This is a genomic window from Stackebrandtia albiflava, assembly GCF_007994225.1.
Lineage (GTDB): Bacteria > Actinomycetota > Actinomycetes > Mycobacteriales > Micromonosporaceae > Stackebrandtia > Stackebrandtia albiflava.
The window spans coordinates 164444-190287 of sequence record NZ_VLLL01000005.1; the positions used below are offsets into that span (position 1 = coordinate 164444).

Genomic DNA, 25844 nt, shown 5'->3' on the forward strand with positions numbered 1-25844 from the left:
TCTGCCGCCCCGCCCCCCGCTTCCTCTGCCGCCCACGACCCGCTTGGTCCCCGCCATGTCGCGCTTGGTCCCCGCCCGATCGGCACGGTGGTCCGCTTGGTCCCCGCCATGTCGCGCTTGGTCCCCGCCCGATCGGCACGGTGGTCCGCTTGGTCCCCGCCGTTGTGCGCTTGGTCCTCGCAAGATTGGGATATTCAGGCATGAAAGGTGCGTTTCGGGCCCCATTTCGGATTAGACGGCAACCGGGCGGGGACCAAGTGGTCTGGAAGGGTCACCGGGCGGGGACCAAGCGGTTCAGAAGGGTCGCCGGGCGGGGACCAAGTGGCCAGAGCCGGGTGAAGGGTGAGGGCCGGGCGCGGGGGGCGGGTCAGCCGAGGTCTTCGAGGCGGGCGTCGGCGGCCGCGATGAATCCGCGCGTGTCGATGATCTCGCGCCGGAACCCGGTGAGCTGTCGCAGTGTCCGGGCGGCGGTCACCAGTCCCTCGCGCGCCTGCCTCGCCTGTTCCTCGGAGGTGTCGGGGTCCGCCAGCACCGCGCGCAGTGTCGCCACCGCCTCGTGGATGCGGTCCTCCGATGCGACCAGTACCCGGAGTACGCCGGTGATGTCCTGTTCGGCGCGCATCAGCAGTTCACGGCGACGGCTAATGTCCAATGACATCGGTCGGGTCCTCCCACCGGATGCGGCTGATGATCCAGCTTAACCCCGCGATCCGGCGCCCACGGGGGTTCACGGACCCGGATTCCCGCCCCGGTCACACCCGAACGCGGCGCCGCCCGCCACCCCGGTGACCTCGCGGCCACTCTGATGTAAGACTTGTCGCATGAACTCGTCCGACCCTCGTCAGGCACCCCAGCGTCTGCTGGCCGGTGCGGTGGATCTGTCTTCACTCGCGTCCCCACGTCCGGCTCCGGCCGCTCCTCCTCCGGGAGGTGGCGCACCGGCGGCCGGGTCCGGTGTCGCCGTCATCGACGTCACCGAGGCCACGTTCCAGTCGGAGGTGCTGGAACGGTCGTTGCAGACCCCGGTGGTCATCGACTTCTGGGCGGAGTGGTGCGGCCCGTGCAAGCAGTTGTCGCCGGTCCTGGAGAAGCTGGCTCAGGAGGGTGGCGGCTCCTGGGTGCTGGCCAAGATCGACGTGGACGCGAACCCGCAGTTGGCGGGGGCGTTCCAGGTGCAGAGCATCCCGATGGTGGTGGCGGTCGTGGGTGGCCGTCCCGTCGACGCCTTCCAGGGCGTCCAGCCGGAGAGCACGTTGCGGCAGTGGATCGGGCAGCTGATCCAGGCCGCCGGCGGCGAGCCGCCGGAGGTGCCCACCGATCCGCAGTTGGTGGCCGCGGAAACGGCCCTGGAGTCGGGGGACCTGGACGGCGCCGAGACGGCGTTCTCCCGGTACCTGGCCGACAACCCGGGTGACGACGCGGCCCGCTCCGGTCTCGCGCAGGTGAAGTTGTTGCGCCGCATCGGTGACGCCGACATCGAGGCGGCCATGGCGAAGTCCGCCGCCGACCCCGACGACGTGCCCTCGGCGCTGCTGGCCGCCGACGCGCTGGTGGTCTCCGGTCAGGCCGACGTCGCCTACGAGCGGTTGATCGCCCTGATCGCGCGCAGCGCCGGTGATCAACGTGACACCGTGCGGAAACACTTGCTGGAACTGTTCTCCATAGCGTCCCCTGAGGACCCGGTCGTCAACAAGGCCCGCAGGAGACTCTCGGCCGTGCTTTTCTGACCTGTATGTGGTTACCTTGGTGCGGTGAGACGCCTCGCCATCCTGGACGCTCCCTCGAATCTGGGGTTGCGTCCACCCACCCCCACTACGGTGCCGGGTTGCGCGAAGGCGCCCGGGGCGTTGCGGGATCACGGGTTGGTGGCGAGGCTTTCGGCGCGCGACGCGGGATGCCTGACGCCGCCCAGGTTCGACACCGGCGACTGGCAGCCGGGGGACGGCGTGTCGCAGGCGGCCGAGATCGCCGGGTACTCCCGTCGGCTGGCCGACCGGATCGACGCGATCGTCGACGCGGGGGAGTGGCCGTTGGTGCTGGGCGGTGACTGTTCGATCCTGCTGGGTGCCGGTCTGGCGATGCGGCGCCGTGCGGTGGCGAGGCAGGTGTCGTACGGGCTGGTGTTCATGGACGGCCACTCCGACTTCCGCCATCCCGGGAACGCGCCGTACGTGGGCGCGGCGGCGGGGGAGGACCTGGCGTTGGTCACCGGTCGCGGCCAACCGGACCTCACCGACATCGACGGGCACCGGCCCTATTTCGAGTCGGCGCAGGTCGCGGTGTTGGGCATCCGGGAGTCCGACGCCCACCGCATCGAGCTGTCCGCCACGGGGATCGCCCACCGCACGGTGCCGCAGCTCCGCACGGCGGGCGCGATCCGCAGCGCGGAGTGGGCGGTGGAGCAGTTGGGGGACGTCGCCGGTTTCTGGCTCCACGTGGACGTCGACGTGCTGGACGCCTCCGTCATGCCCGCTGTGGACAGTCCCGATCCGGGCGGGATCGCCTACGGGGAACTGCAGCAGCTCATCGAGGTGTTCGCCTCGTACGAGGAGTGCATGGGGATGGAGCTGACCGTGTTCGATCCCGACTACGACCCCGACGGGGAGTACGCGGCGGCTCTGGTGGACATCCTGGTGCGCGCGCTCACCTAGCGCGAATCCACACTGGAGGCTTCTTCTCGCGGGGGCCGGGAATGGCACCGAGTGTCCGATATATGCTCGATCGCCTGAATGCCCGCCGGCCGGTCACGACACCGACCTCGGGTTTCACGGGTTGCGGTGTGACGTGCCACCCGGCGAGGATGGGGTGTGTGATCTTCGCCGGACGCACGTAGTCTCTTTCATAGCGCGGTGCTCACACTGGCGTGGGCACGGAATCATTTGGGAGCTGGCGACACAGTGTTGGCGATAGTGGCAGATGACGACGAACGGGAATTCGACGACGAGCTGCCCAACCGGGAACGACTCATCTCGGAGGCGGCGGATCTGGCCGGGGACGATCGGCGGCTCGCCGATCTGGTGCGACTGTACTGGCGGTTCGTTCCCGACGAGGACCTGGCGGGCCGCGAGCCCGCCGACCTGTTCAAGACCGTGGCCGACCATCGCGAACTCGCCGCCCAGCGGCTCCCCGGTGAACTGAAACTCCGGGTCACCACTCCGCCGCCGCGGGAGTCGGCGGGCGGCAACGCCGTCCCGGCGCCCACCCACATCGACGTCGTCACCGACGACATGCCCTTCCTGGTCGACTCCGTCACCGGCGCCCTGACCAGCCGCAAACACGACATCAACCTGCTGGTCCACCCGCAGGTGCGGGTCCGTCGCGAGGTGATGGGCAAGCTCGTCACCGCCCCGGTCGACGGCGAGGACGACACCGAGGGCACCGACGTGGTCCAGGAGAGCTGGATGCACATCGAGATCGACCGGCTGCGTGACGGCGCCGCCGAGGACGAGGTCCACAACGAGGTCACCGGCGTCCTCACCGACGTCCGCGAGTGCGTCGAGGACTGGCCGAAGATGCGTGAGGCGGCACTGGGGCTCGCCGCCGAGTTCACCGAGGACGGCGACCGCCTCCCGGTGCCGAAGAAGGACCTCTCCGACGCCGTCGATCTGTTGCGGTGGCTGGTCAACGACCAGTTCATCTTCCTCGGATACCGGGAGTACCGGCTGGTCGACTCCGAGGACGGCCTGGCGCTGGAGTCGGTGATGGGGTCCGGCCTGGGGCTGCTGCGCACCGACTCCGGTCACGTCAAACCGCTGTCGGCCATGACCCCCGAGGCACGGGAACGCGCCCTGGAGAAGCGGCTGCTCATCGTCACCAAGGCGAACTCGCGGGCGACGGTCCACCGCAACGCCTACATGGACTACATCGGTTTCAAGACCTTTGACGCGGACGGGAACGTGATCGGGGAACGCCGGTTCCTCGGCCTGTTCACGTCGTCGGCGTACCTGTCGTCGGTGAAGGACCTCCCGGTCGTCAGCCGCAAGGTCTACGAGGTCATGGAGCGTTCCGGCCTGCCGCCGACCAGCCACTCGGGCAAGGATCTGATGACGATCCTGGAGACCTACCCGCGTGACGAGCTGTTCCAGATCCGCACCGACGACCTGTACCGCACGGCAATGGCGGTGCTGCGGCTCGCCGGCCGCCGCCGGCTGCGGCTGTTCACCCGCCGCGACACCTACGGCAGGTTCATCTCCTGCCTGGTCTACCTGCCCCGGGACCGGTTCAACACCGACAACCGGTTGAAGATCCAGAACATCCTGTTGGAGCGGCTGCACGGCGTCGGCGTCGACTTCGCCACGCACGTGTCCGACTCGGTGCTCGCGCGGATCCACCTCACGGTGCGCACCGACCCGGCCGACCCGCCGGGCGACATCGACACCGAGTCGATACAGCAGGAACTCATCGACGCCACCCGTTCCTGGGACGCCGACTTCGAGATGCTGTTGGACAGGAAGCTCGGCACCGAGCAGTCCAACGAACTGGTCGAACGGTACGGCCGCGCCTTCTCCAACACCTACAAGGACTGGCATTCGCCGTTCGAGGCCGCCAAGGACATCGCGAAGCTCGAACTGGTCGACGAGCCCGGTGAGCTGGCCCTGCACCTGTACCGCCGCCGCAAGAGCGACGACGACGTCCGGTTCAAGGTGTTCCGGTTCGGTGAGCCGATGATGCTGTCGGCGGTGCTGCCGGTGCTGCACTCGCTGGGCGTGCAGGTCGTCGACGAGCGGCCCTACGAGGTAAAACGCGACGACGGTTCGATCTTCCTGCACGACTTCGGCCTGCGACTGTCCGACCCCGACATCCACGTACCGCAGGTGCGGTCCATCGTGGAGAACGCGTTCTCCGCGTCGTGGCGGGGCGAGGCCGAGACCGACGAGTTCAACGAACTGGTCCTCAAGGCCGGCCTCACCTGGCGGCAGGTCGTCATCCTGCGCGCCTACAGCCGTTACCTGCGGCAGACCGGCAGCATCCACACGCCGTCGTTCATGGCGGTCACGCTGGGCGCCAACCCCACGCTGGCCGCGCAACTGGTGACCCTGTTCGAGACCAGGTTCGACCCGGAACTCCAGCTCACCTCGCAGGCCCGCAAGGACCAGGCCGAGGCGCTGATCGCGGAGTTCGAGGCCGGTCTCGAGGAGGTCCCCAGTCTCGACGCCGACAGGATCCTGCGGTCGTTCCTGGCGCTGATCCAGGCGACCCTGCGCACCTCGTACTTCCAGCGCGGCTCCAGCGGGCGCCCCAAGTCGTACATCGCGTTCAAGCTGGACCCGACGTCGATCCCGGACCTGCCCGCGCCGCGGCCCGCCTTCGAGATCTTCGTGTACTCGCCCCGGTTCGAGGGCGTCCACCTGCGGTTCGGCAAGGTCGCCCGCGGTGGCCTGCGGTGGTCCGACCGGCAGGAGGACTTCCGCACCGAGATCCTGGGACTCGTCAAGGCGCAGATGGTCAAGAACGCCGTCATCGTGCCAGTCGGCGCCAAGGGCGGCTTCGTCCTCAAGGACCCGCCGTCGGATCGCGAGTCGCTGCAGACCGAGGGCGTCGCCTGCTACCGGTCGTTCATCTCGGCACTTCTGGACGTCACCGACAACATCGACCCGTCCGGGAAGGTGGTGCCCCCGCCGGACGTCGTCCGGCACGACGGCGACGACACCTACCTGGTGGTCGCCGCCGACAAGGGCACCGCGACGTTCTCCGACCTGGCCAACGAGGTCGCCGCCAAGTACCACTTCTGGCTCGGTGACGCCTTCGCGTCCGGCGGCTCGGCCGGCTACGACCACAAGAAGATGGGCATCACCGCGCGCGGCGCCTGGGAGTCGGTCAAACGGCACTTCCGGCTGCTGGGAATCGACACCCAGACGCAGGACCACACCGCCGTCGGCATCGGCGACATGGCCGGCGACGTGTTCGGGAACGGCCTGTTGTGCTCCCCGCACACCCGCCTGATCGCGGCGTTCAACCACATGCACGTCTTCATCGACCCGGACCCCGACACCGCCGCGGCCTTCGAGGAGCGGCGGAGGCTGTTCGCGCTGCCCCGGTCCACCTGGGCCGACTACGACGCCGACCTCATCAGTGAGGGCGGCGGCGTGTGGCCGCGCTCGGCCAAGTCGATCCCGGTGTCGCCGCAGGTGCGTGAGGTGCTGGGCCTGGACGACGACGTCACCAGCATGCCCCCGAACGCCCTGATCCGGGCGATCCTCACCGCCGACGTCGACCTGTTGTGGAACGGCGGCATCGGCACCTACGTCAAGGGTGGTGGGGAGAGCCACGCCGAGGTCGGCGACAAGGCGAACGACGCGCTGCGCGTCAACGGCGCGGACCTGCGCTGCACGGTCGTCGGTGAGGGCGGGAACCTCGGCTTCACCCAGCGGGGCCGTATCGAGTTCGCCGACAAGGGCGGCAGCATCGCCACCGACTTCATCGACAACTCCGCCGGAGTGGACTGCTCCGACCACGAGGTCAACATCAAGGTACTGCTGTCGCGGGCGATCACCGCCGGTGAACTGCCCGCCGACGCGCGCGACGAACTGCTCGCCGACATGACCGACGAGGTCGCCGCGCTGGTGCTGCGCGACAACTACGACCAGAACCTCGCGCTGGCCAACGCCGACGCGCAGGCTCCCAAACTGCTGTCGGTCCACCGGCGGCTGATCGACCACCTGGCGACCACCGCCGGGCTCGACCGGGAACTGGAGGCGCTGCCGGGCGACAAGCAGCTCAACACCCGGATCGCGGCCGGGAACGGCCTCACCGAACCGGAACTGGCGGTCCTGCTGTCCTATGTGAAGCTGGGCCTGTCCGACCAGATCCTCGCCTCCGACCTCCCGGACGAGAGCTGGACCGGCGACATCCTCACCGGGTACTTCCCGACCCCGCTGCGGGAGCGGTTCGCCCGGCTGATGCCGGAGCACCCGTTGCGGCGGGAGATCGTCACGACCGCGATCGTCAACGAGGTCGTCAACCGCGGCGGGACGTCCTACGTGTTCCGGGTCGCGGAGGAGACCAGTTGCGACGCCGCGGACGTCCTGCGCGCCTACGTCATCGTGCGTGACGTGTTCGGGCTGGCCGACATCTGGGCCGAGATCGAGTCCCTCGACAACGAGGTGCCCGCGACCGGCCAGGTGGCGGCGATGCTGGTGGTCCGGCGGCTGCTCGACCGGGGCGCCCGCTGGCTGGTCCAGAACCGCAGCGTCCCGCTCGACGTGCCGGGCGAGATCGCCCGGATGCGGCCGGGCGTGTCCACACTGCTTCCCCGCATCGGTGAACTGCTGCGCGGCGGCGAACGCGACGGGATGCGCGTCTACTCCGCCCGCCTCGTCGAGAAGGGAGTCCCGGAGGGTCTCGCCGACCGGGTCGTCGGGCTGATGTACGGCTTCGGCCTGGTGGACGTCGTGGACATCGCCGACACCGTCGGCCAGGACCTGGAGACAGTCGCGGACGTCTACTACACCGTCACCGAACGGTTCCGCGGCGACGAGGTGCTGGACAAGATCTCGGCGCTGTCCCGCGAGGACCGGTGGCAGACCCTCGCCCGGATGGCGTTGCGGTACGACCTCTACGCCGCGATGGCGGCGTTGACGTCGCAGGTCATGCAGACCACCGACGCCGACGGGTCACCCGCCGAGCGGGTGGAGCAGTGGGAGCACGACAACGCCACCGCCCTCGGGCGGGTGAACGGCGCGATCGAGGAGTTCGCGACCTCCGACGCCGACCTGGCGGCCCTGTCGGTCCTGCTGCGGCAGGTCCGCACGCTCGCCCAGGCGTCCGCCGCCCGCAACTCGCGGGCCTGACCCGGTCACTTCCGCGAAGGCCGGCCCGTCACCGGGCCGGCCTTCGTCGTTCCGCCGTCCGGGCGCGCCGATCATGGTTCCGGTGTGGACCCGCGAAGCCGGGCGGGCACCTACGGTCGCGGTCGGCAGCATGCCGATGACCTGCCGTGACGGTCGCACAATTTGTACATATTCGCCGTCCTTCGGTCTTCCCCGGGACTCGAGTGGCGTGGTAGGAACACATTCCGGCCTCACCGGGCCGGACGCTCCACCCTCTGCCCCTCTGCCCCCATGGGAGCCGTGTCCATGTCTGAAAGCCCCCGGGTCTCCCGCCGCTCCGCGCTCCGTGGAGCGGTGGTGTTGGGTGTCGGTGCCGCCGCAGGTGGCGGCGCGGTCCTCACGCCGACCGCCGCCCAGGCCGCCGTGCCCCGCCCCACCATCGCCAGCACGTCCGACTGGGGTGCCCGCCGCCCGGGCAGCCTCACCCAGTTGTCGAACGACCCCGACAAGATCGTCATCCACCACACCGCCTCGGCGAACTCCAACGACTTCTCGCTCCAGCACGCCTACGACCTGGCCTACACGATCCAGGGTTGGCACATGAACGAGAACAACTGGTCCGACTCGGGTCAGCACTTCACCATCAGCCGTGGTGGTCACATCATGGAGGGCCGTCACACCAGCCTGCGGCACCTGCTCGACGGTGACGGCATGGTGCAGGGCGCCCACGCCCCGGGCGCCAACACCAGCGGCATCGGGATCGAGAACGAGGGCCTGTACACCTCGGTGCTGCCGACGACGCAGTTGTGGAACAGCATGGTGACGTTCTGCGCCTACATCTGCCAGCAGTACGGCATCCGGTCGTCGCAGATCTTCGGGCACCGCGACTTCTCCGCGACCGCCTGCCCCGGCAACGCCCTGTACGCCCGGCTTCCGCAGTTGCGCAGCGAGGTCCAGGCGAAGCTGGACGGCGGCGGCGGCGACCCGCCGGACTTCCAGGTCGTGGTGGACAACGGCGGTTCCGGATTCGGCGCCAGTGACAACTGGGGGACGTCCACGTACTCCAGTCAACGACACGGTGCCGACTACCGGTTCGCCGATCCGCAGACCGTCTCGGACGCCGCGTACTTCCGCGCCGACATCCCCGCGGCCGGGAACTACAAGATCGAGACCTGGTACCCGGCCAACGCCGGCTACAACAGCGCGACCCCGTACGTGATCTACGCCAGCGACGGCAACCGCACGGTCCACGTCGACCAGCGGTCGAACGGCGGCCGGTGGGTGTCGCTGGGCACCTTCCCGCTGGCCGCCGGGAACCGCAGTGTCGTGGCGGTCAGCCGGTGGACCGGTACCACCGGATACGTCATCGCCGACGCCGTACGGATCAGCTCGGCCTGATCTCCGAAGACCGAACCTCTCCTCCCCTCCACGTGGCCGCCGCCCCACCCGGGCGGCGGCCACGTCGCGTGTGGCGGGTCAGTCGCCCAGCAGCCGTTCCGCCGCGGCCTGCGCGTTGGCGCCGGCGGCACCGAAGGTCGCCAGGTACGCGGTCACGCCCTCGGGGCGCCACGCCGCGGGCCAGCCCATCTCCACGAGCACGACCGGGCTCGGGCCGGCCGCCAGGCCCGCCAGCAACGCCCGCGCGGCGGGTCGGCGGTGGGTGTCGCGGGAGACCACCACGATGGGGCGGCCCGCCGCCAGCGCCGACAGTTCCGCCGACTCGTCGGACTCGACGTCGGTGTGCCGCACGACCGCGTCGGGCAGCCGCTTGGTCAGCAGCGGTGTCACGCCCCACGGGAACTCGCCGACCGCGATGTTGGCGGGGGAGTCGATCTGGACGATGACGGCGTCGTCCAGGCGGGGGACGGTGCCCTCCAGGTGCAGTGCCCGGCGTGCCGCCTCCAGTCCCAGCGGCCGGTTCGCGGCGGCGGCGTGGTGTTCACGCTGCCAGGCGCGCAGCGCGTCGCCGCGCGCGACCGCCGATTCGAGCCGTTCCAGCGGCATGCGTCCCGAGACGACGGCGTCCGCGACGGCGTCGGCGGTGGCGTGGACGAGTTCGGTCATGGGGCCCGCCTTCTGCGACTCGCCGCCGGTGCAGATGAGGTCGCAGCCGGCCATGAGCGCGCGGACGATGGCCTCGGGCATCCCGGTCGCGCCACTGGCGCCCTGCATCTCCATGGCGTCGGTGACGATGACGCCGTCGAAGCCCATCTCCTCGCGCAGCAGGCCGGTCATCGCGGCGTGGGACAGCGTGCCGGGCGCGTCGCCGGTCAGCGCGGGGACCCGGATGTGGCCGCTCATGATCACCTGGATGCCCGCGTCGATCACGGCCTGGAACGGTACGAGTTCCCGCCGCCGCAGCACGTCCAGGGAGACGTCCACCGTGGGCACCGTCAGGTGTGAGTCGACGGAGGTGGCGCCGTGGCCGGGGAAGTGTTTAGCGCAGGCGGCCACCCCGGCCTGTTGCAGTCCCCGGACCGCCGCGACGGCGTGCCGGGCGACCGCCTCGGGGTCGCGCCCGAACGAGCGGGTGCCGATGACCGGGTTGTCGTCCTCCACGTTGACGTCCACGGCGGGCGCGAAGTTCAGGTTGACGCCCGCCTGGACGAGTTCGGAGCCGATCGAGCGGTGGATCGCGGTGGTGAGTTCGGGGTCGTCCACGGCGCCCAGTGCGGCGTTGCCCGGGTAGGGGCTGCCGGTGGCGGTGTGGAGGCGGGTGACGTCGCCGCCCTCCTCGTCGATCGCGATGACGGCGTCGGGGGATGCCTCTCGCAGTGACGCGTTGAGCCGGGCGAGTTGGTCCGCGTCCGCGATGTTGAAGGCGAAGAGGCAGTATCCGCCGAGGCCGGCCTCCAGCAACTCCAATGCCCAGGGCGGCGCGGTCGTGCCGGTGAAACCGGGGATGAGGGTGCGCAGGGCGAGGGCGTGGAGTTCGGAACGGTGTGTCATGGGGTTCCCATTCGCCGACGTTACTAGAAACAAAACTATCGATTATTCTAGGTCTTCACGCGGCGTGCGCGTCGTCGGCTTGCCGATCGGCCGGTAACCGAATCGGTGACCGGCCGCACCGGGCCGTCCCCACGGCGGAGTAGATTCGGGATACCGGTGTGTGGCAGGCGCCATTCGCGACGTGCCCGCGGGGTGGTCTCCTCCCGAGCGACACGCCCGACGACACGTGCCCACCGACGGCCCGTCCGCCGCCCGGTGACCCTTGCGGTCGGCCGGTACGGTACGACCGGCCGCCGCCACACCTCCAGCGATGAAAGGCGTCCCGATCGATGGCACAGCGACAGTCACCCGGCGTACCTCAACTGCTGCGGGTCCTCAACGACCGCGCCGCGCTGAACCTGCTGTTCACCGAAGGACCGCAGACCAGAGCGCAGATGGCCGCCGCGACCTCGTTGTCCAAGGTGACCGCCTCCCAGATGGTGGAGCGGCTCGAATCCCGTGGCCTCATCGAGGCCGTCGGCACCCGCCCCGGGAACCGGGGACCGAACGCGCAGGTCTACGCGGTCGTCGGCTCGTACGCGCACGTCGTCGGCGTCAACGTCGGCCCCGAGACCATAGTGGCCGCCTGCGCCGACCTCACCGGTGAGGTACGCGGCAGGGTCGAACTCGCCCTCACCGACGGCGACGAACCCGTGTCCGTCGTGCACCGCGCCGTCGCGGCGGCCGCCGCCGACGCCGGCACCACCCTCGACGGCGTCAACCGCGTCATGCTCGCGACCCCGGGCATCATCGACCCCGGTTCCGGCGACATCGGATTCGCCTGGGACCTGCCCTCCTGGCACCGCGGCCTCCACGAGGCCCTGGAGAAGGACCTCGGCACACCGGTCGTCATCGAGAACGACGTCAACCTCGCCGCGGTCGCCGAACACCGGGAAGGCGCCGCGCGCGGCGTCGACGACTTCGTCTACGTGTGGTTCAGCCGCGGACTGGGCGTCGGCGTCGTCCTGGGCGGGAAACTGCACCGCGGCGCCAACGGCGGCGCCGGCGAGATCGGCTACCTGCCCGTGCCGGGCGTGTCCCTTCCGGAGGAACCGGTCACCAGGCGCGCCAAGGGCTCCTTCCAACGGCTCGCCGGTGGTGAGGTCGTGGAGGAACTGGGACGGTCGCACGGGTTCTCCGGCGAGCCGCACGAGATCGTGGCCGCCGCCGTCGCCTCGCCCGACGGCGTCGCCTTCCTCGACGAGATCGCCGACCGGATGGCGCTCGGCGTGGCCTCGGTGTGCTCGGTGCTGGATCCGGCGCTGGTCGTCCTCGGCGGCGAGGTCGGATACGCGGGCGGCACCGCCCTGGCCGACCGGGTCGCCGCCGCCCTGCCCAGGATCGCCCCGCTGGAGCCGCGGGTGGTGGTCGGCACCGCCGCCGTCGAACCCGTCCTGAGGGGGGCCATGCGGGTCGCCCTCGACACGGTCCGGGACGAGATCTTCTCCGAGGAGTGACGGCCGACGCCGGAGTGTCGGCGACCGCGAAACCCCCGGCACGGGGACCGCCGTCCGTTCCGGGAGACGTCCGGCGAACAATCGGACCCATGACACCACCGACCATCACCGACGTCCACCGCGCCGCGAACGGCCTACGCGGCAGGCTCGCCCCGACTCCGTTGCTGTCGTACCCGGCACTCGACGAGATCACGGGTACACGTGTCCTGGTCAAGCACGAGAACCTGCAACCGACCGGGGCGTTCAAGGTCCGGGGCGGGCTCACGCTGCTGGCGGGCATGGACCCGGCGGAACGGGAACGCGGCGTCGTCGGATACTCCACCGGAAACCACGCCCAGTCGCTCGCGTACGCCGCCCGCGAGTTCGGCGTGCCCTGCCTGATCGTGATGCCGGAGGCGGCCAACCCCGTCAAGGCCCGGGCGGTGCGGCGGCTCGGCGCCGAACTGGTCACGCACGGCCCCGACTTCGAGGCCGCCACCGCTCACGCCCACGAACTGGCCCGTGACCGAGGCATGCGATTGGTGGGCGCCGCCGACGAGCCCGGAATCATCGCGGGTGTCGCGACCGCCTACCTGGAGATCCTCACCGCAGCGCCCGACCTGTCCGCGATCGTGGTCCCGGTGGGCAGCGGAACCGGTGCGGCGGCGGCCTGCCTGGTCGCGGCGGCGGTCAACCCGGCGTGCCGGATCGTCGCCGTACAGTCCGAGTCGTCGCCGGCCGGGTACGAGTCGTGGCGGTCGGGGACACCGGAACGCCGTCCCAACCGCACGGCGGTGGAGGGCCTGGCGACCGGCTCGGGGTTCGCGCTGCCGCAGTCGATGCTCCGCGACCGGCTCCACGACTTCCGGCTGGTCACCGACGACCGGATCGCGCGGGCGCAGTGGATGATGCTGAGCCGGGCGCGGACCGTCGCCGAGGGTGCGGGCGCCGCCGCGCTGGCCGCCGTTCTCGACGACCCGGAGGACTTCTCCGACGGCCCGATCGCGATCGTGTGCACCGGAGGGAACGCCGCGGAGGCCGAGCTGCGTCGTTGTGTCGCGCTCGCCTCGTCGACGGAACCGGGATTCCACTGAGTCCGTACGGCGTGGTGCCCGATTTCCGGCAATCCATAATGCTATGAGGGCCGGCTTGGCAGACTGTCCACCATGCGGGGATGGTGGATCACGATGTTGACGGCGGTCCTGGTGGCGGTGACGGTGGCGACGCCCGTCCACGCCGAGCCCGGTGGCCGCGGCGAGGACCACGGCGACGCGTTCCGGCCGCACGGGCGGGGGCCGGAGGCGGCGACGGCCGACTACGGGGGCGCGAAGTGGGTCGCGGCCCACAAGGGCAACTACACCAACGCGGACCGGCCCGAGAGCGACCCGATCGACAGGATCGTCGTCCACACGATGCAGGGGAGCTACGAGGGCACCAAGGCGTGGTTCCGCAATCCTCGGTCCCAGGTGACCACGCACTACATAATCCGGGCGGAGGACGGCGAGATCACCCAGATGGTCCACGAGTCCGACATCGCGTGGCACGCCGGGAACTGGGACTACAACGTGACCTCGATCGGCATCGAACACGAGGGCTACGTCGACGACCCGGAGAAGTGGTACACCGACGCCATGTACGAGTCCTCGGCGAAACTGGTCAGGACGATCGCCGTAAAGTACGGCATTCCGCTGGACCGCGAGCACGTCATCGGCCACAGCGAGGTGCCCGGAGCCGACCACACCGACCCCGGCGACGGCTGGGACTGGGACCGGTACATGCGGCTCCTGCGCTCCTCGGCCGCCGACGGGGAACCCATCACACTGGACGACGGCGACGAGTCGCGGGTCACCGCCGGTGACGGGTGGCGGCGCGGCACCGCCGACGGTGACCTCTCCGGCGGCCACACCGGCGCGTCACCGGTGACGTACTCCGATCCGTTGTGGTACCGGTTCGCGGTCCCCGCGACCGGCCGGTACCGGATCGAGGTGAGGCACCCGGCCTCGCCACGGTTCAACGACCGCACGCCCTACATCGTCAACACCGCCGGTGACGGCGACTGGCAGACCGTGTACCTGGACCAACGTTCCTCCGGTGGGGTGTGGCGCTCCATCGGGGAGTTCGCGCTGGCCGCCGGCGACCACCCGACGGTGGCGGTGTCGCGGTGGACCGGCGGCACCGGGACCGTCGTCGCGGACGGGGTCAGGCTCATCCCGCAGGACGGCTGACGCCGCCGCACCGCCCGGTCCGCCGGTCAGTGGTAGACCTTCAGCCCGACGACGCCGGCCACCACGAGCAGCAGGCAGACGATCCGCTGCCAGTTGACCGACTCGCCGAGCCAGACCATGCCGATCACGGCCGTGCCGACGGCGCCGATGCCGACCCACACGACGTAGCCGGTACCGACCGGGATGTCCTTGAGCGCCCAGCCGAGTCCGGCCATGCTCAACACCAGCGCGACACCGAACACGGCGGTCGGCCACGGTCTACTGAAGCCCTGTGAGCGTTCGAGGGCTATCGCCCAGGTCGTCTCCAGGAGGCCCGAGATGACGAGAATGATCCATGACATCTGGAAACTTTTAGCAAAGTCCACGGTCCCGAACCCGGCCAAACCGGATGAAGCGGACCGGTCAGATTCCTCACCACTTCCTGCGGGGCGGGCCGTATCGGCTGGGGCTCAACGGTTCCGGTCGTCCCGGGGGGTGCGGCGGCGGGTGTGGACGGCCTTCTCGGGGTCTATCTCGGATTCGCTCCACTGCGCGGCCATGGCCAACGTGGGGCCCCGGCTGTTCTCGATGTGCTGGGCGGCGAGCCGGGTGGCCTCCTCGACGTCGTGCGCGGCTATCGCCCGGTAGATGGTCTCGTGTTCGCGGCACTGCGCGACCGGGTCGAGTTCGACCGCCAGGTGGAACAGCCAGCGGAGCCGGGAGTCCAACGGCCGCATCAGCGTCTCCAGGAGACGGTTGCCGGACACGGCGACGAGTTCGTTGTGGAAGTCGGCGTTGTGTTCGGTGAGCCGGTGCGGGTCGTCGGTGTGTCGCCTGGCGACCGCCAGCAGCTCCCGGAGCCGGGCGAGGTCGTCCTCGGTGGCGCGTTCGGCGGCGAGCCGGGTCGCGAGGACCTCGACGCCGGTCCGCACGTCGAACAGGTCGCGGACGTCCCGGGGTGTGAAGGGGCTGACGATGGTGCCGCGTCCGGGGACGATCACGACCAGCCCCTCGGCCGACAGCAGTCGCAACGCCTCCCGGACCGGTATCCGGGACACGTCGAGTTCGGTGGCGAGGTCACGTTCGATGAGCCGGTGGCCCGGTGGCACCCGCACCTCGATGATGCGGCGTTTGAGTGTGCGATAGACCAGGTCACGAAGTGAATCGGGCTTGCGGTCGATCGTCATGCGGTATCCCTGCGCGTGGGCGGTTGCTGGAAGGAGCCGGGAGGCCGATAGTGGTATACCTTTAAATCGGCAAACCCCACCTCTGGAGAGGATACGTACCACGATGACCGACCTACTGCTTCGCGCAGCCCGGGTGTGGGGACACCCCGGCGCCACCGACCTGCGCATCCGCGCCGGTCACGTCGCCGAGATCGGCACCGGCCTGGCGCCCGCACCCGGCGACGCCGTCGAAGACCTGCCGGACGCGCTCCTGCTGCCGGGCCTCGTCGACTCACACGCGCACCTCGACAAGACGCTCATGGGCGGCCCCTGGGTCCCCCACGAGTCCGGACCCGGCCTCATCGGCAAGATCCGCAACGGGCAGGAACGCCGGAGCGAACTCGGCATCCCCGACCCCCGGTACATCGGCACCCTCGCCCGCCGGATGGTCGCCCTGGGCACCACCCACGTCCGCAGTCACGTCGACGTCGACCCGCTGCTGGGGATCGACGCCGTGCACGCCGTCCGCGAGGCGGTGGCCGGCCTCGGCGGCGCGCTCACCGCCGAACTGGTGGCGTTCCCCCAGGCGGGCCTGCTCACCGCCCCCGGAACCGAAGGACTGCTGGCGGACGCGCTGGAGGCGGGCGTCGAGATCATCGGCGGCATCGACCCCGCCGGGCTCGACAACGACCCGGTCCGGCACCTCGACGTCGTGTTCGGCCTGGCCGAACGCTTCGGCGTCGGCGTCGACATCCACCTGCACGACGGCGGCAGCCTCGGCGCCTGGCAGTTCGGCCTCATCATCGAACGGACCAGGGCACTGGGCCTGGCGGGCAAGGTCACCATCAGCCACGCGTTCGCACTCCACGACGCCGACGCCGCCACCCGGGTCCGGCTCATCGACGGCCTCGCCGAGGCGGGCGTCTCACTGACCTCGGTCGCCCCGGTGCGGGTACTGCCGCTGGCGGACCTGCGCGCCGCCGGAGTCCCCATGGGACTCGGCAACGACGGCATCCGGGACCTGTGGAGCCCGTTCGGCACCGGCGACATGCTGGAACGCGCCATGTTCTGCGCCAAGAACTCCGGCTACGCCACCGACCCGCTGATCGAGACCGCGCTGGACGCGGCGACCTCCGGCGGTGCCCGGGTCATGGGGATCACCGGATACGGCCTGTCGGTCGGCGCCGCCGCCGACGTCGTCGCGGTCCCCGCCCGGACCGCCGCCGAGGCCGTCGTCATGCGGCCGACCCGGACCCTGGTGGTCAAAGGCGGCGTCGTGGTGGCCAGGAACGGCGAATACCTGGAGGACCACCCGGCGGTGTGACCGGCACTCCTCGCCGCCGAGGCCGGGGGGACGTCGACACCGCCGAACGACGTCGACGTCTCCCCGGCCTCGCACACAGGGATCGTCCCGGGGCGCCGACGTCTCAGCCGTCCCGGAGAATGGAAACCGGCTCCCATTCTGCGGTACGCCGGGTCTAGGGTCGGCTGACCGGCCGCGCCCCGGCGGCCGCCTACGACACGGAGACCACCCTTGACCGACGACTACGTACACGGCCACGCCCCCGCCGTACTGCGCTCGCACCGCGGCCGCACCGTCGAGAACTCCGCCGCCTACCTGCGGCCCCGGCTCCGCCCGGGACTGTCGATCCTGGACATCGGCTGCGGACCGGGCACCATCACCGCCGACCTCGCCCGCATCGTCGCGCCCGGAGACGTGCTCGGCATCGACCCCGAACCCGGCGTCGTCGCCGAGGCCGCCGCGCACGCCGGGGACGTCGGCAACGCCGAGTTCCGCGTCGGCGACGTCTACCACCTCGACCTACCCGACGACTCCTTCGACGTCGTACACGCTCACCAGGTGCTCCAACACCTGCCCGACCCGGTGCGCGCACTGCGGGAGATGCGGCGGGTGTGCCGGCCCGGCGGCGTGGTCGCGGTACGCGACGCCGACTACCCCGCCATGTCCTGGTATCCGCTGCTGCCCGGCCTCGACACCTGGCTGCGGGTGTACCGGGCGGTCGCCGCCGACGCCCACGGCACCCCCGACGCAGGACGCCGACTGCTGTCCTGGGCGCGGGAGGCGGGCTTCGACGACATCACGCCCTCCGCGTCCGTCTGGTGCCACGCCACCCCGGAACGGCGCGCCGAATGGGGCGGCATGTGGGCCGACCGGATCGTCTCCTCCCGGGTCGGACACGCCGCCGTCGCCGCAGGGCACGCCACACCCGCCGACATCCGCGACATCTCCGACACCTGGCGGGCGTGGGCCGCCGACCCCGACGGCTGGTTCACCGTCCCCCACGGTGAACTCCTGTGCACCGCGTGACCGGGTGAACCGGCGGCCGCACCCCGGTCGCCGTGCGGTGTCCCGGACTGGACGCGACGGATAGCATGGGGCCGCGGCAGCCGGGCTGCCGTGGAGACACAGGAGATCACGATGCGGATCGCACGGCGACTTGCGGGCCTGGCGGTGGTGGTGGCGACGGCGTCGACGGCCGCCCTGGCCCCGGTCTCTCCGGCGCAGGCGCAACCCGGAGCCCACTACGTCTCGCTGGGCGACTCGTTCTCCTCCGGCAGCGGAGCCGCCGACTACCGCGACGGCGACTGCCTGCGCTCGGAGCACTCGTTCCCGGTGCTGCTCACCGAACTCAACGAGCTGGAACTGTCGTTCGCCGCCTGCGGAGGCGCCGACATCCACGACGTCAGGAACTCGCAACTGCCGATGCTGGACCCCTCGACCGACCGGGTCACCATCTCGGTCGGGGGCAATGACGCCGGCTGGGCCGACGTCATCGGCCACTGTGTACTGGCCGCCGACGACGCCTGCGCCGAACGCATCGACACCGCCGAGGACTACATCACCGGAGAACTCCACGCCGCCCTCACCGGCCTCTACCGGGACATCCGGACACGGGCACCCGAGGCGGCCGTCATGGCCGTCGGATACCCGCGACTGTTCGCCGAGGCCCCCTGCGAGTCCGCGCCCGGATTGACCGAACAGGAACAGCAGTGGCTCAACGACGCCGCCGACCTGCTGAACCGGGTGACACTGCGCGCCGCGACCGAGGCCGGGATCCGGTTCGCCGACCCGCGCACCGCCTTCACCGGCCACGCCGTGTGCGACGAGGACCCGTGGATGCACGGGCTCAGCAACGTCCCCGGCGACGCCTTCCACCCCAACCCCGCCGGCTACGCCGGATACGCGGAGTTCATCGACTGGATGTGGTAGCCGCCACCCGGCCGTAGCGCACGCCACACCCGGCGTCGGTGACGGTCGTCCACCGTCGCGCCGGGCCTAGGCTCACACGGTGACGCCCATGACGATCCGCGCCGCCCGAGAATCCGACCTGCAGGCCGTGGTCGACATGCTGGCCGACGATCCGCTCGGCGCCACCCGGGAGTCCCCCACCGAGCTCGACCGCTACCTCCCCGCCTTCCGCGCCATCGAGGCCGACCCGCACCAACACCTCGCGGTCGTCGAGATCGACGGCCGGGTCGCCGGATGCCTGCAACTGACCGTCATCCCGGGCCTGTCCCGCACCGGGATGACCCGCGGACTCATCGAGGCCGTCAGGGTCCACCGCGACCACCGTGGATCCGGCGTCGGCAGCCGGCTCGTGGAGTGGGCGCTCGACCGCGCCCGCCGGGAGGGCTGCGGCATCGTGCAGCTGACCACGGACCTCACCCGGCACGACGCCCACCGCTTCTACGAGCGGCTCGGCTTCGTCCGGTCGCACTACGGCATGAAACACCCCCTGTGACCCGAGCCGACGCTCGGTGACCGACAGAACCGAGGTCAACGCGATGCCCACCCGCCGGACGTTCCGGGGCGGCGCCGTACTCGCCGTACTGGCGACCGTCAACTTCATGGCGATCATCAACATCAGCATCGTCAACGTCGCACTCCCCGCCATGCAGACCGCCCTCGGCACCGACCTGGCGGGCCTGCAGTGGGTCATCAACGCGTTCGCCATCTGCCTGTCCGCCCTCACCCTCACCGGCGGCGCACTCGGCGACCGATACGGCCGCAAGCGGATCTTCCTGCTGGGCGTGGCGCTGTTCATCGCCGGATCCGTCGCCTGTGGACTCGCGGACGGCCTGGCCACCCTCATCGTCGGCCGCGTCGTGCAGGGCCTCGGCGCCGCCATGCTGATCCCCGGGTCACTGTCCATCCTGGCGCAGACGTTCACCGACCCCGCCGAACGCGCCCGCCGCATCGGAGTGTGGGCCGCCGTGTCCGCCGTGGGGCTCGCCGCCGGCCCCGTCATCGGCGGCGTCCTCATCGACGCCTACGGCTGGCCGGCGATCTTCTGGGTCGGCGTGCCCATCGGAGTCCTCGGGTTCGTCGGCGTCGTCCTCGTCGTCCCCGAGAGCTCCGACCCCGCACACACCTCACTGGACCCCGTCGGCCAACTGCTCGGCGTCGCCGCGCTCGCCGCCCTGTCGTACGGACTGATCCGGCTCGGCGAGACCGGCCTGTCCGACCCACTGACCTCCGGAACCCTCGCGGTGTCCATCCTGCTCCTGGTCGTGTTCGTGATCGTGGAGTGGCGGAGCCCGGCGCCGATGCTGCCGGTGCGGATGTTCGCCGACCGGCACTTCATGGTGATGAACGCCGCCTCCGCCGCCCTCGGGTTCGCGCCCTACGCCATCTACGCGTTCCTGTCGCTGTTCATGCAGCAGGTGCAGGACCTCAGCGCCACCGAGGCGGGACTGGCGTTCCTCCCGATGGCCGCCGCCACCGGCGTCGTCGCCCCCTACGCGGGCCGCCTCACCGGGCGGTACGGCCCGAAACCGGCCCTCATCGCCGGATACGCCATGTCCACCGTCGGCGTGTCGGCGCTGGTGTTCCTCGACGCCGACACGCCGTACTGGATCGCCGGCCCCATGTACCTGCTCATCGGCCTCGGAATCGGACTGTCGATGACGCCGACCACCACCGCCGCCGTCACCGCCGTGCCCCGGGAACGTTCCGGGATCGCCGCCGCGACCGTCAACACCACCCGGCAGACCGGAATGGCCCTGGGAGTGGCCATGCTCGGCGCGATCGTCGCCGCCGCCGACGACTTCCAGACGGGACTGCACGCCGCGGCCCTGGTGGCGGGCGTGGTGTCACTGCTGGCGCTGGTACTGATCCTGGCCACCGCCAGCCCACGACCCACCGGGTGAGGCGCCGAGCAGGCCGTCACGCAACCCGGCGGCCACCACGCTGACGGCACCCGACAGCACCGTGTCGCCCGCGACCGTCGACGGCACCACCGGGCACCCGAACGCGGTCTCGGCAAGCGCGTCCGACAACGCCGCGGCCAGTGCCGGGCCACCGGCCCGGCCGACCTCCCCGGCCAGCACGATGACCGCCGGGTCCACCACCGCCGCCACGGCGGTCAGCCCGGCGGTGAGCCGGTCGGCGAGCGCCGCGAGGAAGCCGGTGTCGCCCGCCTCGACCGCCCACCTCACCGCGGCCTCCGCCGACTCCGCGTCGCATCCGGCCTCCCTCGCCAGGGCCAGCACCGCCGGTCCACCCGCCAGATCCTGAAGGGTGCCGCCGTCGGCGCGGCCCGTCACCGGCAGATAGCCCAGTTCCCCGGCGGCGCCCTGATGGCCGTGCAGCAGGCCGCCGCCCAGGTCGATGCCCAGGCCGATGCCGCGTTCCCCCAGCCACAGCAGCGCGAAACCGCAGTCCCCGCCCGCGCCGTGGTGTCGTTCGGCGAGGGTCGCGAGGTTCACGTCGTTGTCGACGACCACGGCCGTGCCCAGCGCGGCGGCGGTCGCCGCCCGCAGGCCCGGCTCCCGGCATCCCGGTATGTCCACGTTGGTCACGACGTCGTGCCGGGCGTGATAGGAACCCGGTACCGCCACCTGCACCCGCGCCAGTCGTTCCACCGGCAGGGCCGCCGCGCCCAGCTCACCGCGGACCTGCTCGGCCAACCAGTCGGCCAGGCCGCTCTCCGGGAACCGGGGACGTGACTCGGAACGGTGGCGGATCTCGCCGGTCAGGTCCACGACCGCGACCCCCAGCGAATCGGGTTCGCGCAGTGACACGGCGACGCCGTACCGGGCGTCCGGGTCCACCGCGTACACGTCGGCGCGGGGTCCCGGCCCTCCGATCGTGCGGCCGACCGCGCGTACCAGTCCGGCCGCCTCCAGGCGGCGGATCACCTCCGAGGCGGTGGGTTTGGAGAAACCGGTCAACTCCACCAGTTCGGGTCGGGTGAGGGTGCCGCGCAGGAAGAAGCAGCCGAGCGCGGCCCGTTCGTTGATCTGGCGAAGCAGACGTGACGAGCCCGAGGGGCTCGTCACGTCCGGGGTGCGGGCGGTCATGCGGTGTGCCCTGGTTTCATGGGTGGGTCTCCGGTGTCGTCAGTCGCCGAGTCGCTGGTGGATCCACTGGCCCGCCGGCTTCAACGAACCGTAGTCGAACGGCCCGTTCGGGCAGGTGCCCGTCTGGAACACCGCGCCCGAGCGGAAGTCGTCGGAGAAGTTCCAGTTGGTCCAGCTGATGTTCTTGCGGTTCATCAGGTCCAGGTAGCGTCCGGCCATCGCGAAGTCGTTCGCGCCGTCGCCGGAGTAGTCCTGGGTGCCGAACTCGGTGACGAAGATCGGCAACACGTCCGACGCCCGGTCCAGGGTGTCCAGGTAGTACTCCCGGTGAGACGCGGCGTAGAAGTGGAAGGTGTACATGACGTTGTCGGCGTCCACCGGGTCGTCGATCACCTCGGTCTCGTCGGCGCCGTCGCTGACGCCCAGCGACGACCAGGCCCGGGTGCCCAGCAGGATCACCGAGTCGGGATCGTGCTGCCTGATCACCGGGATGATCTGTTCGTGGTAGCTCTTGATCCGGGGCCAGTCGACGCCGTTGGGCTCGTTGGCGACCTCGTACAGCACGTTCTCCTTGTCGGCGTGCTCCCGGGCCACTGCGGTGAAGAACGTCTTCGCGCGTGACAGGTTGTAGTGGGGGTCGCCGGGGCTCAGCATGTGCCAGTCGATGATCACGTACAGGCCGCGATCGGTGGCCTTCTCCACGACGGAGTTGACCAGGGCGGTGTATCCGGCCGGGTCGGTCTCGTAGCCGCCCTCCTGCACGTACATGGACACGCGCAGGACGTCGGCGTTCCAGTCGTACGCCAGGGCGTCCAGCGACTCGTCGGTGACGCAGTCGCCGTACCACTGGAGGCCGTGGGTGCTCATGCCGCGCAGTTGTACCGGTTGCCCGGATTCGTCGCACAGCGTCGTGCCGCACACCGAGACCTGTCCGTACGCCTGGACTGCGGTCTCGGTGGTTGCCGGGTCGGCGGAGCTGTCGGGGGCGGCCGTGCCGTGCGCCGCGCCGGAGGGGACGAGGAGGGCCGCGGCGACGGCGGTCGCCGCGGCGAATCGGATGCGGGAGCGTCTGGAGGGTCTCATTGCGGGCTCTCCCTTCTGGCCGGTGTGTGCCGGGCCAGACGGTTAGTCAGGTTGACTTACTTATTAAGCCATGGACATCCACTGCTGTCAATGGCCCTCGGTCTCCCGCCTCGGGGTGGCCGGACGTCGCCGGAGCCGGGCACCGGCCTCATGCGGCGGAGTGCCGTACCCGCCATCCCCTCTGGACGGACCGGCGGCAGCGTCCGGCTTCGTCCCCGGCCGCCGTGAACAGCGCGGTGAGCATGGGCACGGCGTGGCCGATCGCCTGCGGGGGAAGGGGACCGGTGGCGACCAGTGATGCCAGGCCGTGACCGATCATCCAGCTCTGCGTCGCCAGATCCCGGGCTTCCACGTCGTCGCGGAACCGGCCGTCCGCCTTGGCCCGTTCCACCTCCCGGACCAGGCGGAGCAGGGTCGCGTCCGCCTGGCCGGCGTCGGCCAGGTCGAACGTGGCGTCGAACATGACGCGGTAGAGGTCGGGACTCTCCCGCGCGTTCTCCAGATACGCGGCGCCGAGTGCGGCGAGGTCCCGGACCGGGTCGGAGGTGGGGCGGACCGCCGCCAGGCGGGCGGCCAGGCGGACGAAACCCTCCTGGCGCAGGGCGCGCCACAGGCCGTCCATGCCGCCGAAGTACGTGTACACGGCCATCGTCGACACGCCAGTGCCCTCGACCAGGCCGCGCAGCGTCACCGGCCGTCGCTCCCGGAGCATCCCGGCGGCACGTTCCAACAGCAGTGTGCGGACCGCCGGGTCCTTCGTCCTCGCCATGCCTCATATTACATAACACTGCTATGCTTCGCGGGCGAGGCCGTAACCCGCCACACCGAGGGAGAGACCACCATGACCGTCACACTCGTGAACCCCGAGGGCCTGCCGAAACCCGAGGTGTACCGGCAGATGTCGATCGCGACCGGCTCCCGGCTGGTGTTCCTCGCCGGACAGGTCGCCCGAGACGCCGACGGCCGGCCGGTGGGCGGGGGAGACCTCGCCGCCCAGGTCGAACAGTGCTACCTCAACATCGCCACCGCGCTGGCCGAGGCCGGCGGATCCTTCGACGACGTGGCGAAGTTGACCGTCTACATCGTCGACTGGCGGCCCGAGAAGATGCCGTTGCTGGGGGAGGGCGTCAGCCGGGCGGCGGTGAGACTGGGCATCGACCCGGTCAAACCGATCACCCTGCTCGGAGTGGCGGCACTCGGCGAACCCGACCTGCTCGTCGAGGTGGAGGCGACGGCCGTCCTGGACTAGGCTCCCGGCCGGGCTCCGGCGACCGTGACGGGCGTGAGAGTCGCGGCAGGGTGACGGTGGGGCCGTTCGTTTCGGCGCCGCGTGCCGCCGCCCGGAGCCGGCCGTGCCGACCGCTGAGGCTCGTGGCCGACCTCTTCACGGCGGTGTTCGTGTGGTGCGACGGGTGTCCGTCGCCTCGCGCGGCGACGGGCGCGCGACCGCCGAACCGGGCGACCTTAGAATCGCATCCCATGTCCGTCAATGTGGGAGTCGACCTTCGGGTCGAGGGTCTGGATTCCGTCGACCAGGCACACCGGGTCGCCGCCGCGGTCACCGAGTTCGCCGCGACCGAGCGGATCGATCGCCGGGAGTTCCCGGTCCGGACCGCCGTGGTCAGGCGCCGCCCGATCGTCCGGGCCAGGACACCGCATCCGCTGATCATCGGCGGCAACGGCGACTGGGACGAACGGTTCGAGGCGGGCGTCCGCGCCGCGATCACCGGTGTCGCACCCGATGCCGTGATCATGTTCGAGTACGACTATCCCGACTTCGACCTGTGACCGCCGACTAGGGCGACGTCCGGGACTCGTCGGCGCCGGTAGACCGCGACAGGCCGGGACTCGTCGGCGCAGCCGGACCGGCGGTGTACTCGGGGGTGGTTCCCCGAGCGGATCGCCGGTCGCGGGTCACGACGTCCCCATGGGGTTCGCCGGTCGCGGTGACCCGCGAGCCGGTACCCGCTCTTCCGCCCGCCTTCACGACGCTCCGTCCCCAGTGGATTTTCCACAACGCGTGCGTCGTCCACAACCGCCCGTGCGGACGCTTCCCCCGGCCGGACCTTCCGGCATAGGCTCGACGCCATGGGGAGGAGGAGTGGCGGCCCCCGAGGACGTTCGCGGCGGGATCACACCGTCATCAGCGACAGGCTCGGGTACGCGGCGAAGATCGGGCGCAACGGCTGGAAGAAGCTCGTGCCGCCGCTCGCGCAGTTCCCGGAGCCGCCAACGTGGATGCCCTGGGCGTTCCCGCCGGAGAGGTACGGCCCGCCGGTGTCACCCGGTTCGGCGCAGACGTTGGTGCGGGTGAGTCCGTAGAGGACGCCTCCGGGGTAGGAGACCGTCTGGTTGAGCGCCTGCACGATGCCGCAGTGCCAGCCGGTGGTGCTCCCGGCCCGGCACACCGACGCGCCGACCGGCGACTGCGCTCCCCCGGTCACGGGATGGTTCGGCGCCACGTACGGAAGCGCCGTCCAGCCGGCGGCGAGATCGACCCACAGCCACGCGGCGGACTTGATCTTCACCACGCCTATGACGGATCCGTCGGCGGCGTACACGGGGTCGTTGAGCTGGCCGCAACCGCCGTACGCGAGGAAGCCGTGTCCGTAGGTGGTGTGTTCCACGGAGAAGCCGGTGGTGCAGCGCCCGGCCGTCGCGGTGCGGAAGTGCTGCCCGCCCATGATCTCCATCGCCTGAGGCGCCGCCGGTGGTGCGGCGGCGGCGAGGGTGGGCGCGAACAGCGTGAGGGCGGCGAACAGTGCGATGAGGATTCCGGAGATGCGTCGGGGAGTCATGGTGTCCTCGGGTCTACGAAATGAAATAGATTGCTATCGATTAGTTTAGGACCGGTGACCGCTGCGGAAAACCTCT

At 70.7% G+C, this 25844-nt stretch carries 21 protein-coding genes and 1 pseudogene; 14 read left to right on the forward strand and 8 right to left on the reverse strand.

Annotation, left to right across the window (positions count from 1 at the left end; translation table 11 throughout):
• Positions 1–367 precede the first annotated feature (367 nt).
• Positions 368–658, reverse strand: a complete 291-nt coding sequence (locus LX16_RS01540) for a hypothetical protein (RefSeq protein WP_147131965.1) — start codon at positions 656–658, stop codon at positions 368–370.
• A gap of 163 nt (positions 659–821) precedes the next feature.
• On the opposite strand from LX16_RS01540, the gene trxA reads away from it, so the two are divergent.
• The 4 genes and pseudogenes from trxA to LX16_RS01560 all read left to right on the forward strand — a co-directional run bounded on the left by trxA (position 822) and on the right by LX16_RS01560 (position 9167).
• Entirely contained in the window at positions 822–1727 is a 906-nt protein-coding gene (gene trxA / locus LX16_RS01545; RefSeq protein WP_147131968.1) for a thioredoxin, read from the forward strand.
• Positions 1728–1751: 24 nt separating this feature from the next.
• Positions 1752–2645 (forward strand): annotated as a pseudogene (locus tag LX16_RS01550) (arginase family protein); the annotation flags it as partial.
• A 213-nt stretch (positions 2646–2858) separates the two neighbouring features.
• On the forward strand, positions 2859–7790 hold the full coding sequence (locus LX16_RS01555) for an NAD-glutamate dehydrogenase (RefSeq protein WP_345740712.1): 4932 nt from the start codon (positions 2859–2861) through the stop codon (positions 7788–7790).
• 285 nt (positions 7791–8075) lie between these two features.
• On the forward strand, positions 8076–9167 hold the full coding sequence (locus LX16_RS01560) for a golvesin C-terminal-like domain-containing protein (protein WP_147131975.1): 1092 nt from the start codon (positions 8076–8078) through the stop codon (positions 9165–9167).
• 78 nt (positions 9168–9245) lie between these two features.
• Here the strand turns inward: LX16_RS01560 and LX16_RS01565 are convergent, their stop codons facing one another.
• Complete coding sequence (locus LX16_RS01565) at positions 9246–10718, reverse strand: glycoside hydrolase family 3 protein (RefSeq protein WP_147131977.1); 1473 nt, start codon at positions 10716–10718, stop codon at positions 9246–9248.
• Between the two features lie 329 nt (positions 10719–11047).
• On the opposite strand from LX16_RS01565, the gene LX16_RS01570 reads away from it, so the two are divergent.
• The 3 genes from LX16_RS01570 (at position 11048) to LX16_RS01580 (ending at position 14418) form a co-directional block, all read left to right on the forward strand.
• Positions 11048–12214 carry an ROK family transcriptional regulator gene (locus LX16_RS01570; protein WP_147131980.1) on the forward strand — a complete coding sequence of 389 codons (1167 nt, stop codon included), beginning with the start codon at positions 11048–11050 and terminating at the stop codon, positions 12212–12214.
• An 89-nt stretch (positions 12215–12303) separates the two neighbouring features.
• Positions 12304–13287 (forward strand): threonine ammonia-lyase, encoded by a 984-nt coding sequence (locus LX16_RS01575; protein ID WP_147131984.1) that lies wholly within the window; start codon positions 12304–12306, stop codon positions 13285–13287.
• A 72-nt stretch (positions 13288–13359) separates the two neighbouring features.
• Positions 13360–14418, forward strand: a complete 1059-nt coding sequence (locus LX16_RS01580) for an N-acetylmuramoyl-L-alanine amidase (protein WP_147131986.1) — start codon at positions 13360–13362, stop codon at positions 14416–14418.
• 26 nt (positions 14419–14444) lie between these two features.
• Here LX16_RS01580 and LX16_RS01585 read toward each other — a convergent pair whose 3' ends face one another.
• The gene (locus tag LX16_RS01585) at positions 14445–14759 is read right to left on the reverse strand and encodes a DMT family transporter (protein ID WP_147131989.1); all 315 of its coding nucleotides are present in this window, start codon (positions 14757–14759) and stop codon (positions 14445–14447) included.
• Positions 14760–14867: 108 nt separating this feature from the next.
• Positions 14868–15584: a GntR family transcriptional regulator gene (locus tag LX16_RS01590; protein WP_147131994.1), complete on the reverse strand. Its 717-nt coding sequence runs from the start codon at positions 15582–15584 to the stop codon at positions 14868–14870.
• A 103-nt stretch (positions 15585–15687) separates the two neighbouring features.
• On the opposite strand from LX16_RS01590, the gene LX16_RS01595 reads away from it, so the two are divergent.
• The 5 genes from LX16_RS01595 to LX16_RS01615 all read left to right on the forward strand — a co-directional run bounded on the left by LX16_RS01595 (position 15688) and on the right by LX16_RS01615 (position 20735).
• Positions 15688–16887 (forward strand): amidohydrolase, encoded by a 1200-nt coding sequence (locus LX16_RS01595; RefSeq protein WP_147131998.1) that lies wholly within the window; start codon positions 15688–15690, stop codon positions 16885–16887.
• A 210-nt stretch (positions 16888–17097) separates the two neighbouring features.
• Positions 17098–17892, forward strand: a complete 795-nt coding sequence (locus LX16_RS01600) for a class I SAM-dependent methyltransferase (protein ID WP_147132000.1) — start codon at positions 17098–17100, stop codon at positions 17890–17892.
• Between the two features lie 111 nt (positions 17893–18003).
• The gene (locus tag LX16_RS01605; protein WP_147132003.1) at positions 18004–18795 is read left to right on the forward strand and encodes an SGNH/GDSL hydrolase family protein; all 792 of its coding nucleotides are present in this window, start codon (positions 18004–18006) and stop codon (positions 18793–18795) included.
• A 79-nt stretch (positions 18796–18874) separates the two neighbouring features.
• Positions 18875–19327: a GNAT family N-acetyltransferase gene (locus LX16_RS01610; RefSeq protein WP_147132006.1), complete on the forward strand. Its 453-nt coding sequence runs from the start codon at positions 18875–18877 to the stop codon at positions 19325–19327.
• A gap of 16 nt (positions 19328–19343) precedes the next feature.
• Positions 19344–20735 (forward strand): MFS transporter, encoded by a 1392-nt coding sequence (locus LX16_RS01615; RefSeq protein WP_147132009.1) that lies wholly within the window; start codon positions 19344–19346, stop codon positions 20733–20735.
• On the opposite strand, the gene LX16_RS01620 is transcribed toward LX16_RS01615, so the two are convergent.
• The 3 genes from LX16_RS01620 to LX16_RS01630 all read right to left on the reverse strand — a co-directional run bounded on the left by LX16_RS01620 (position 20679) and on the right by LX16_RS01630 (position 23739).
• Positions 20679–21887, reverse strand: coding sequence for an ROK family protein (locus LX16_RS01620; RefSeq protein WP_211354229.1), 1209 nt, complete (start codon positions 21885–21887; stop codon positions 20679–20681). The genes LX16_RS01615 and LX16_RS01620 overlap by 57 nt on opposite strands.
• A 39-nt stretch (positions 21888–21926) precedes the next feature.
• Positions 21927–22970 carry a glycoside hydrolase family 5 protein gene (locus LX16_RS01625; RefSeq protein ID WP_147132012.1) on the reverse strand — a complete coding sequence of 348 codons (1044 nt, stop codon included), beginning with the start codon at positions 22968–22970 and terminating at the stop codon, positions 21927–21929.
• 148 nt (positions 22971–23118) lie between these two features.
• Positions 23119–23739: a TetR/AcrR family transcriptional regulator gene (locus LX16_RS01630; RefSeq protein WP_147132015.1), complete on the reverse strand. Its 621-nt coding sequence runs from the start codon at positions 23737–23739 to the stop codon at positions 23119–23121.
• Between the two features lie 72 nt (positions 23740–23811).
• On the opposite strand from LX16_RS01630, the gene LX16_RS01635 reads away from it, so the two are divergent.
• Positions 23812–24219, forward strand: a complete 408-nt coding sequence (locus LX16_RS01635; protein ID WP_147132020.1) for a RidA family protein — start codon at positions 23812–23814, stop codon at positions 24217–24219.
• A 230-nt stretch (positions 24220–24449) separates the two neighbouring features.
• Positions 24450–24758 carry a hypothetical protein gene (locus LX16_RS01640; protein WP_147132023.1) on the forward strand — a complete coding sequence of 103 codons (309 nt, stop codon included), beginning with the start codon at positions 24450–24452 and terminating at the stop codon, positions 24756–24758.
• A gap of 344 nt (positions 24759–25102) precedes the next feature.
• Here the strand turns inward: LX16_RS01640 and LX16_RS01645 are convergent, their stop codons facing one another.
• Entirely contained in the window at positions 25103–25768 is a 666-nt protein-coding gene (locus LX16_RS01645) for a S1 family peptidase (protein ID WP_147132025.1), read from the reverse strand.
• Positions 25769–25844 lie beyond the last annotated feature (76 nt).

Excerpts from the sequence above, each read along its gene's own strand:
- LX16_RS01625 (WP_147132012.1), bottom strand. The coding sequence starts at position 22,970 with ATGAGACCCTCCAGACGCTCCCGCATCCGATTCGCCGCGGCGACCGCC.
- LX16_RS01590 (WP_147131994.1), bottom strand. The coding sequence starts at position 15,584 with ATGACGATCGACCGCAAGCCCGATTCACTTCGTGACCTGGTCTATCGC.
- LX16_RS01580 (WP_147131986.1), top strand. The coding sequence starts at position 13,360 with ATGCGGGGATGGTGGATCACGATGTTGACGGCGGTCCTGGTGGCGGTG.
- LX16_RS01620 (WP_211354229.1), bottom strand. The coding sequence starts at position 21,887 with ATGACCGCCCGCACCCCGGACGTGACGAGCCCCTCGGGCTCGTCACGT.
- LX16_RS01560 (WP_147131975.1), top strand. The coding sequence starts at position 8,076 with ATGTCTGAAAGCCCCCGGGTCTCCCGCCGCTCCGCGCTCCGTGGAGCG.
- LX16_RS01570 (WP_147131980.1), top strand. The coding sequence starts at position 11,048 with ATGGCACAGCGACAGTCACCCGGCGTACCTCAACTGCTGCGGGTCCTC.
- LX16_RS01605 (WP_147132003.1), top strand. The coding sequence starts at position 18,004 with ATGCGGATCGCACGGCGACTTGCGGGCCTGGCGGTGGTGGTGGCGACG.
- LX16_RS01635 (WP_147132020.1), top strand. The coding sequence starts at position 23,812 with ATGACCGTCACACTCGTGAACCCCGAGGGCCTGCCGAAACCCGAGGTG.
- LX16_RS01630 (WP_147132015.1), bottom strand. The coding sequence starts at position 23,739 with ATGGCGAGGACGAAGGACCCGGCGGTCCGCACACTGCTGTTGGAACGT.
- LX16_RS01565 (WP_147131977.1), bottom strand. The coding sequence starts at position 10,718 with ATGACACACCGTTCCGAACTCCACGCCCTCGCCCTGCGCACCCTCATC.
- LX16_RS01540 (WP_147131965.1), bottom strand. The coding sequence starts at position 658 with ATGTCATTGGACATTAGCCGTCGCCGTGAACTGCTGATGCGCGCCGAA.
- trxA (WP_147131968.1), top strand. The coding sequence starts at position 822 with ATGAACTCGTCCGACCCTCGTCAGGCACCCCAGCGTCTGCTGGCCGGT.
- LX16_RS01575 (WP_147131984.1), top strand. The coding sequence starts at position 12,304 with ATGACACCACCGACCATCACCGACGTCCACCGCGCCGCGAACGGCCTA.
- LX16_RS01640 (WP_147132023.1), top strand. The coding sequence starts at position 24,450 with ATGTCCGTCAATGTGGGAGTCGACCTTCGGGTCGAGGGTCTGGATTCC.
- LX16_RS01645 (WP_147132025.1), bottom strand. The coding sequence starts at position 25,768 with ATGACTCCCCGACGCATCTCCGGAATCCTCATCGCACTGTTCGCCGCC.
- LX16_RS01595 (WP_147131998.1), top strand. The coding sequence starts at position 15,688 with ATGACCGACCTACTGCTTCGCGCAGCCCGGGTGTGGGGACACCCCGGC.
- LX16_RS01585 (WP_147131989.1), bottom strand. The coding sequence starts at position 14,759 with ATGTCATGGATCATTCTCGTCATCTCGGGCCTCCTGGAGACGACCTGG.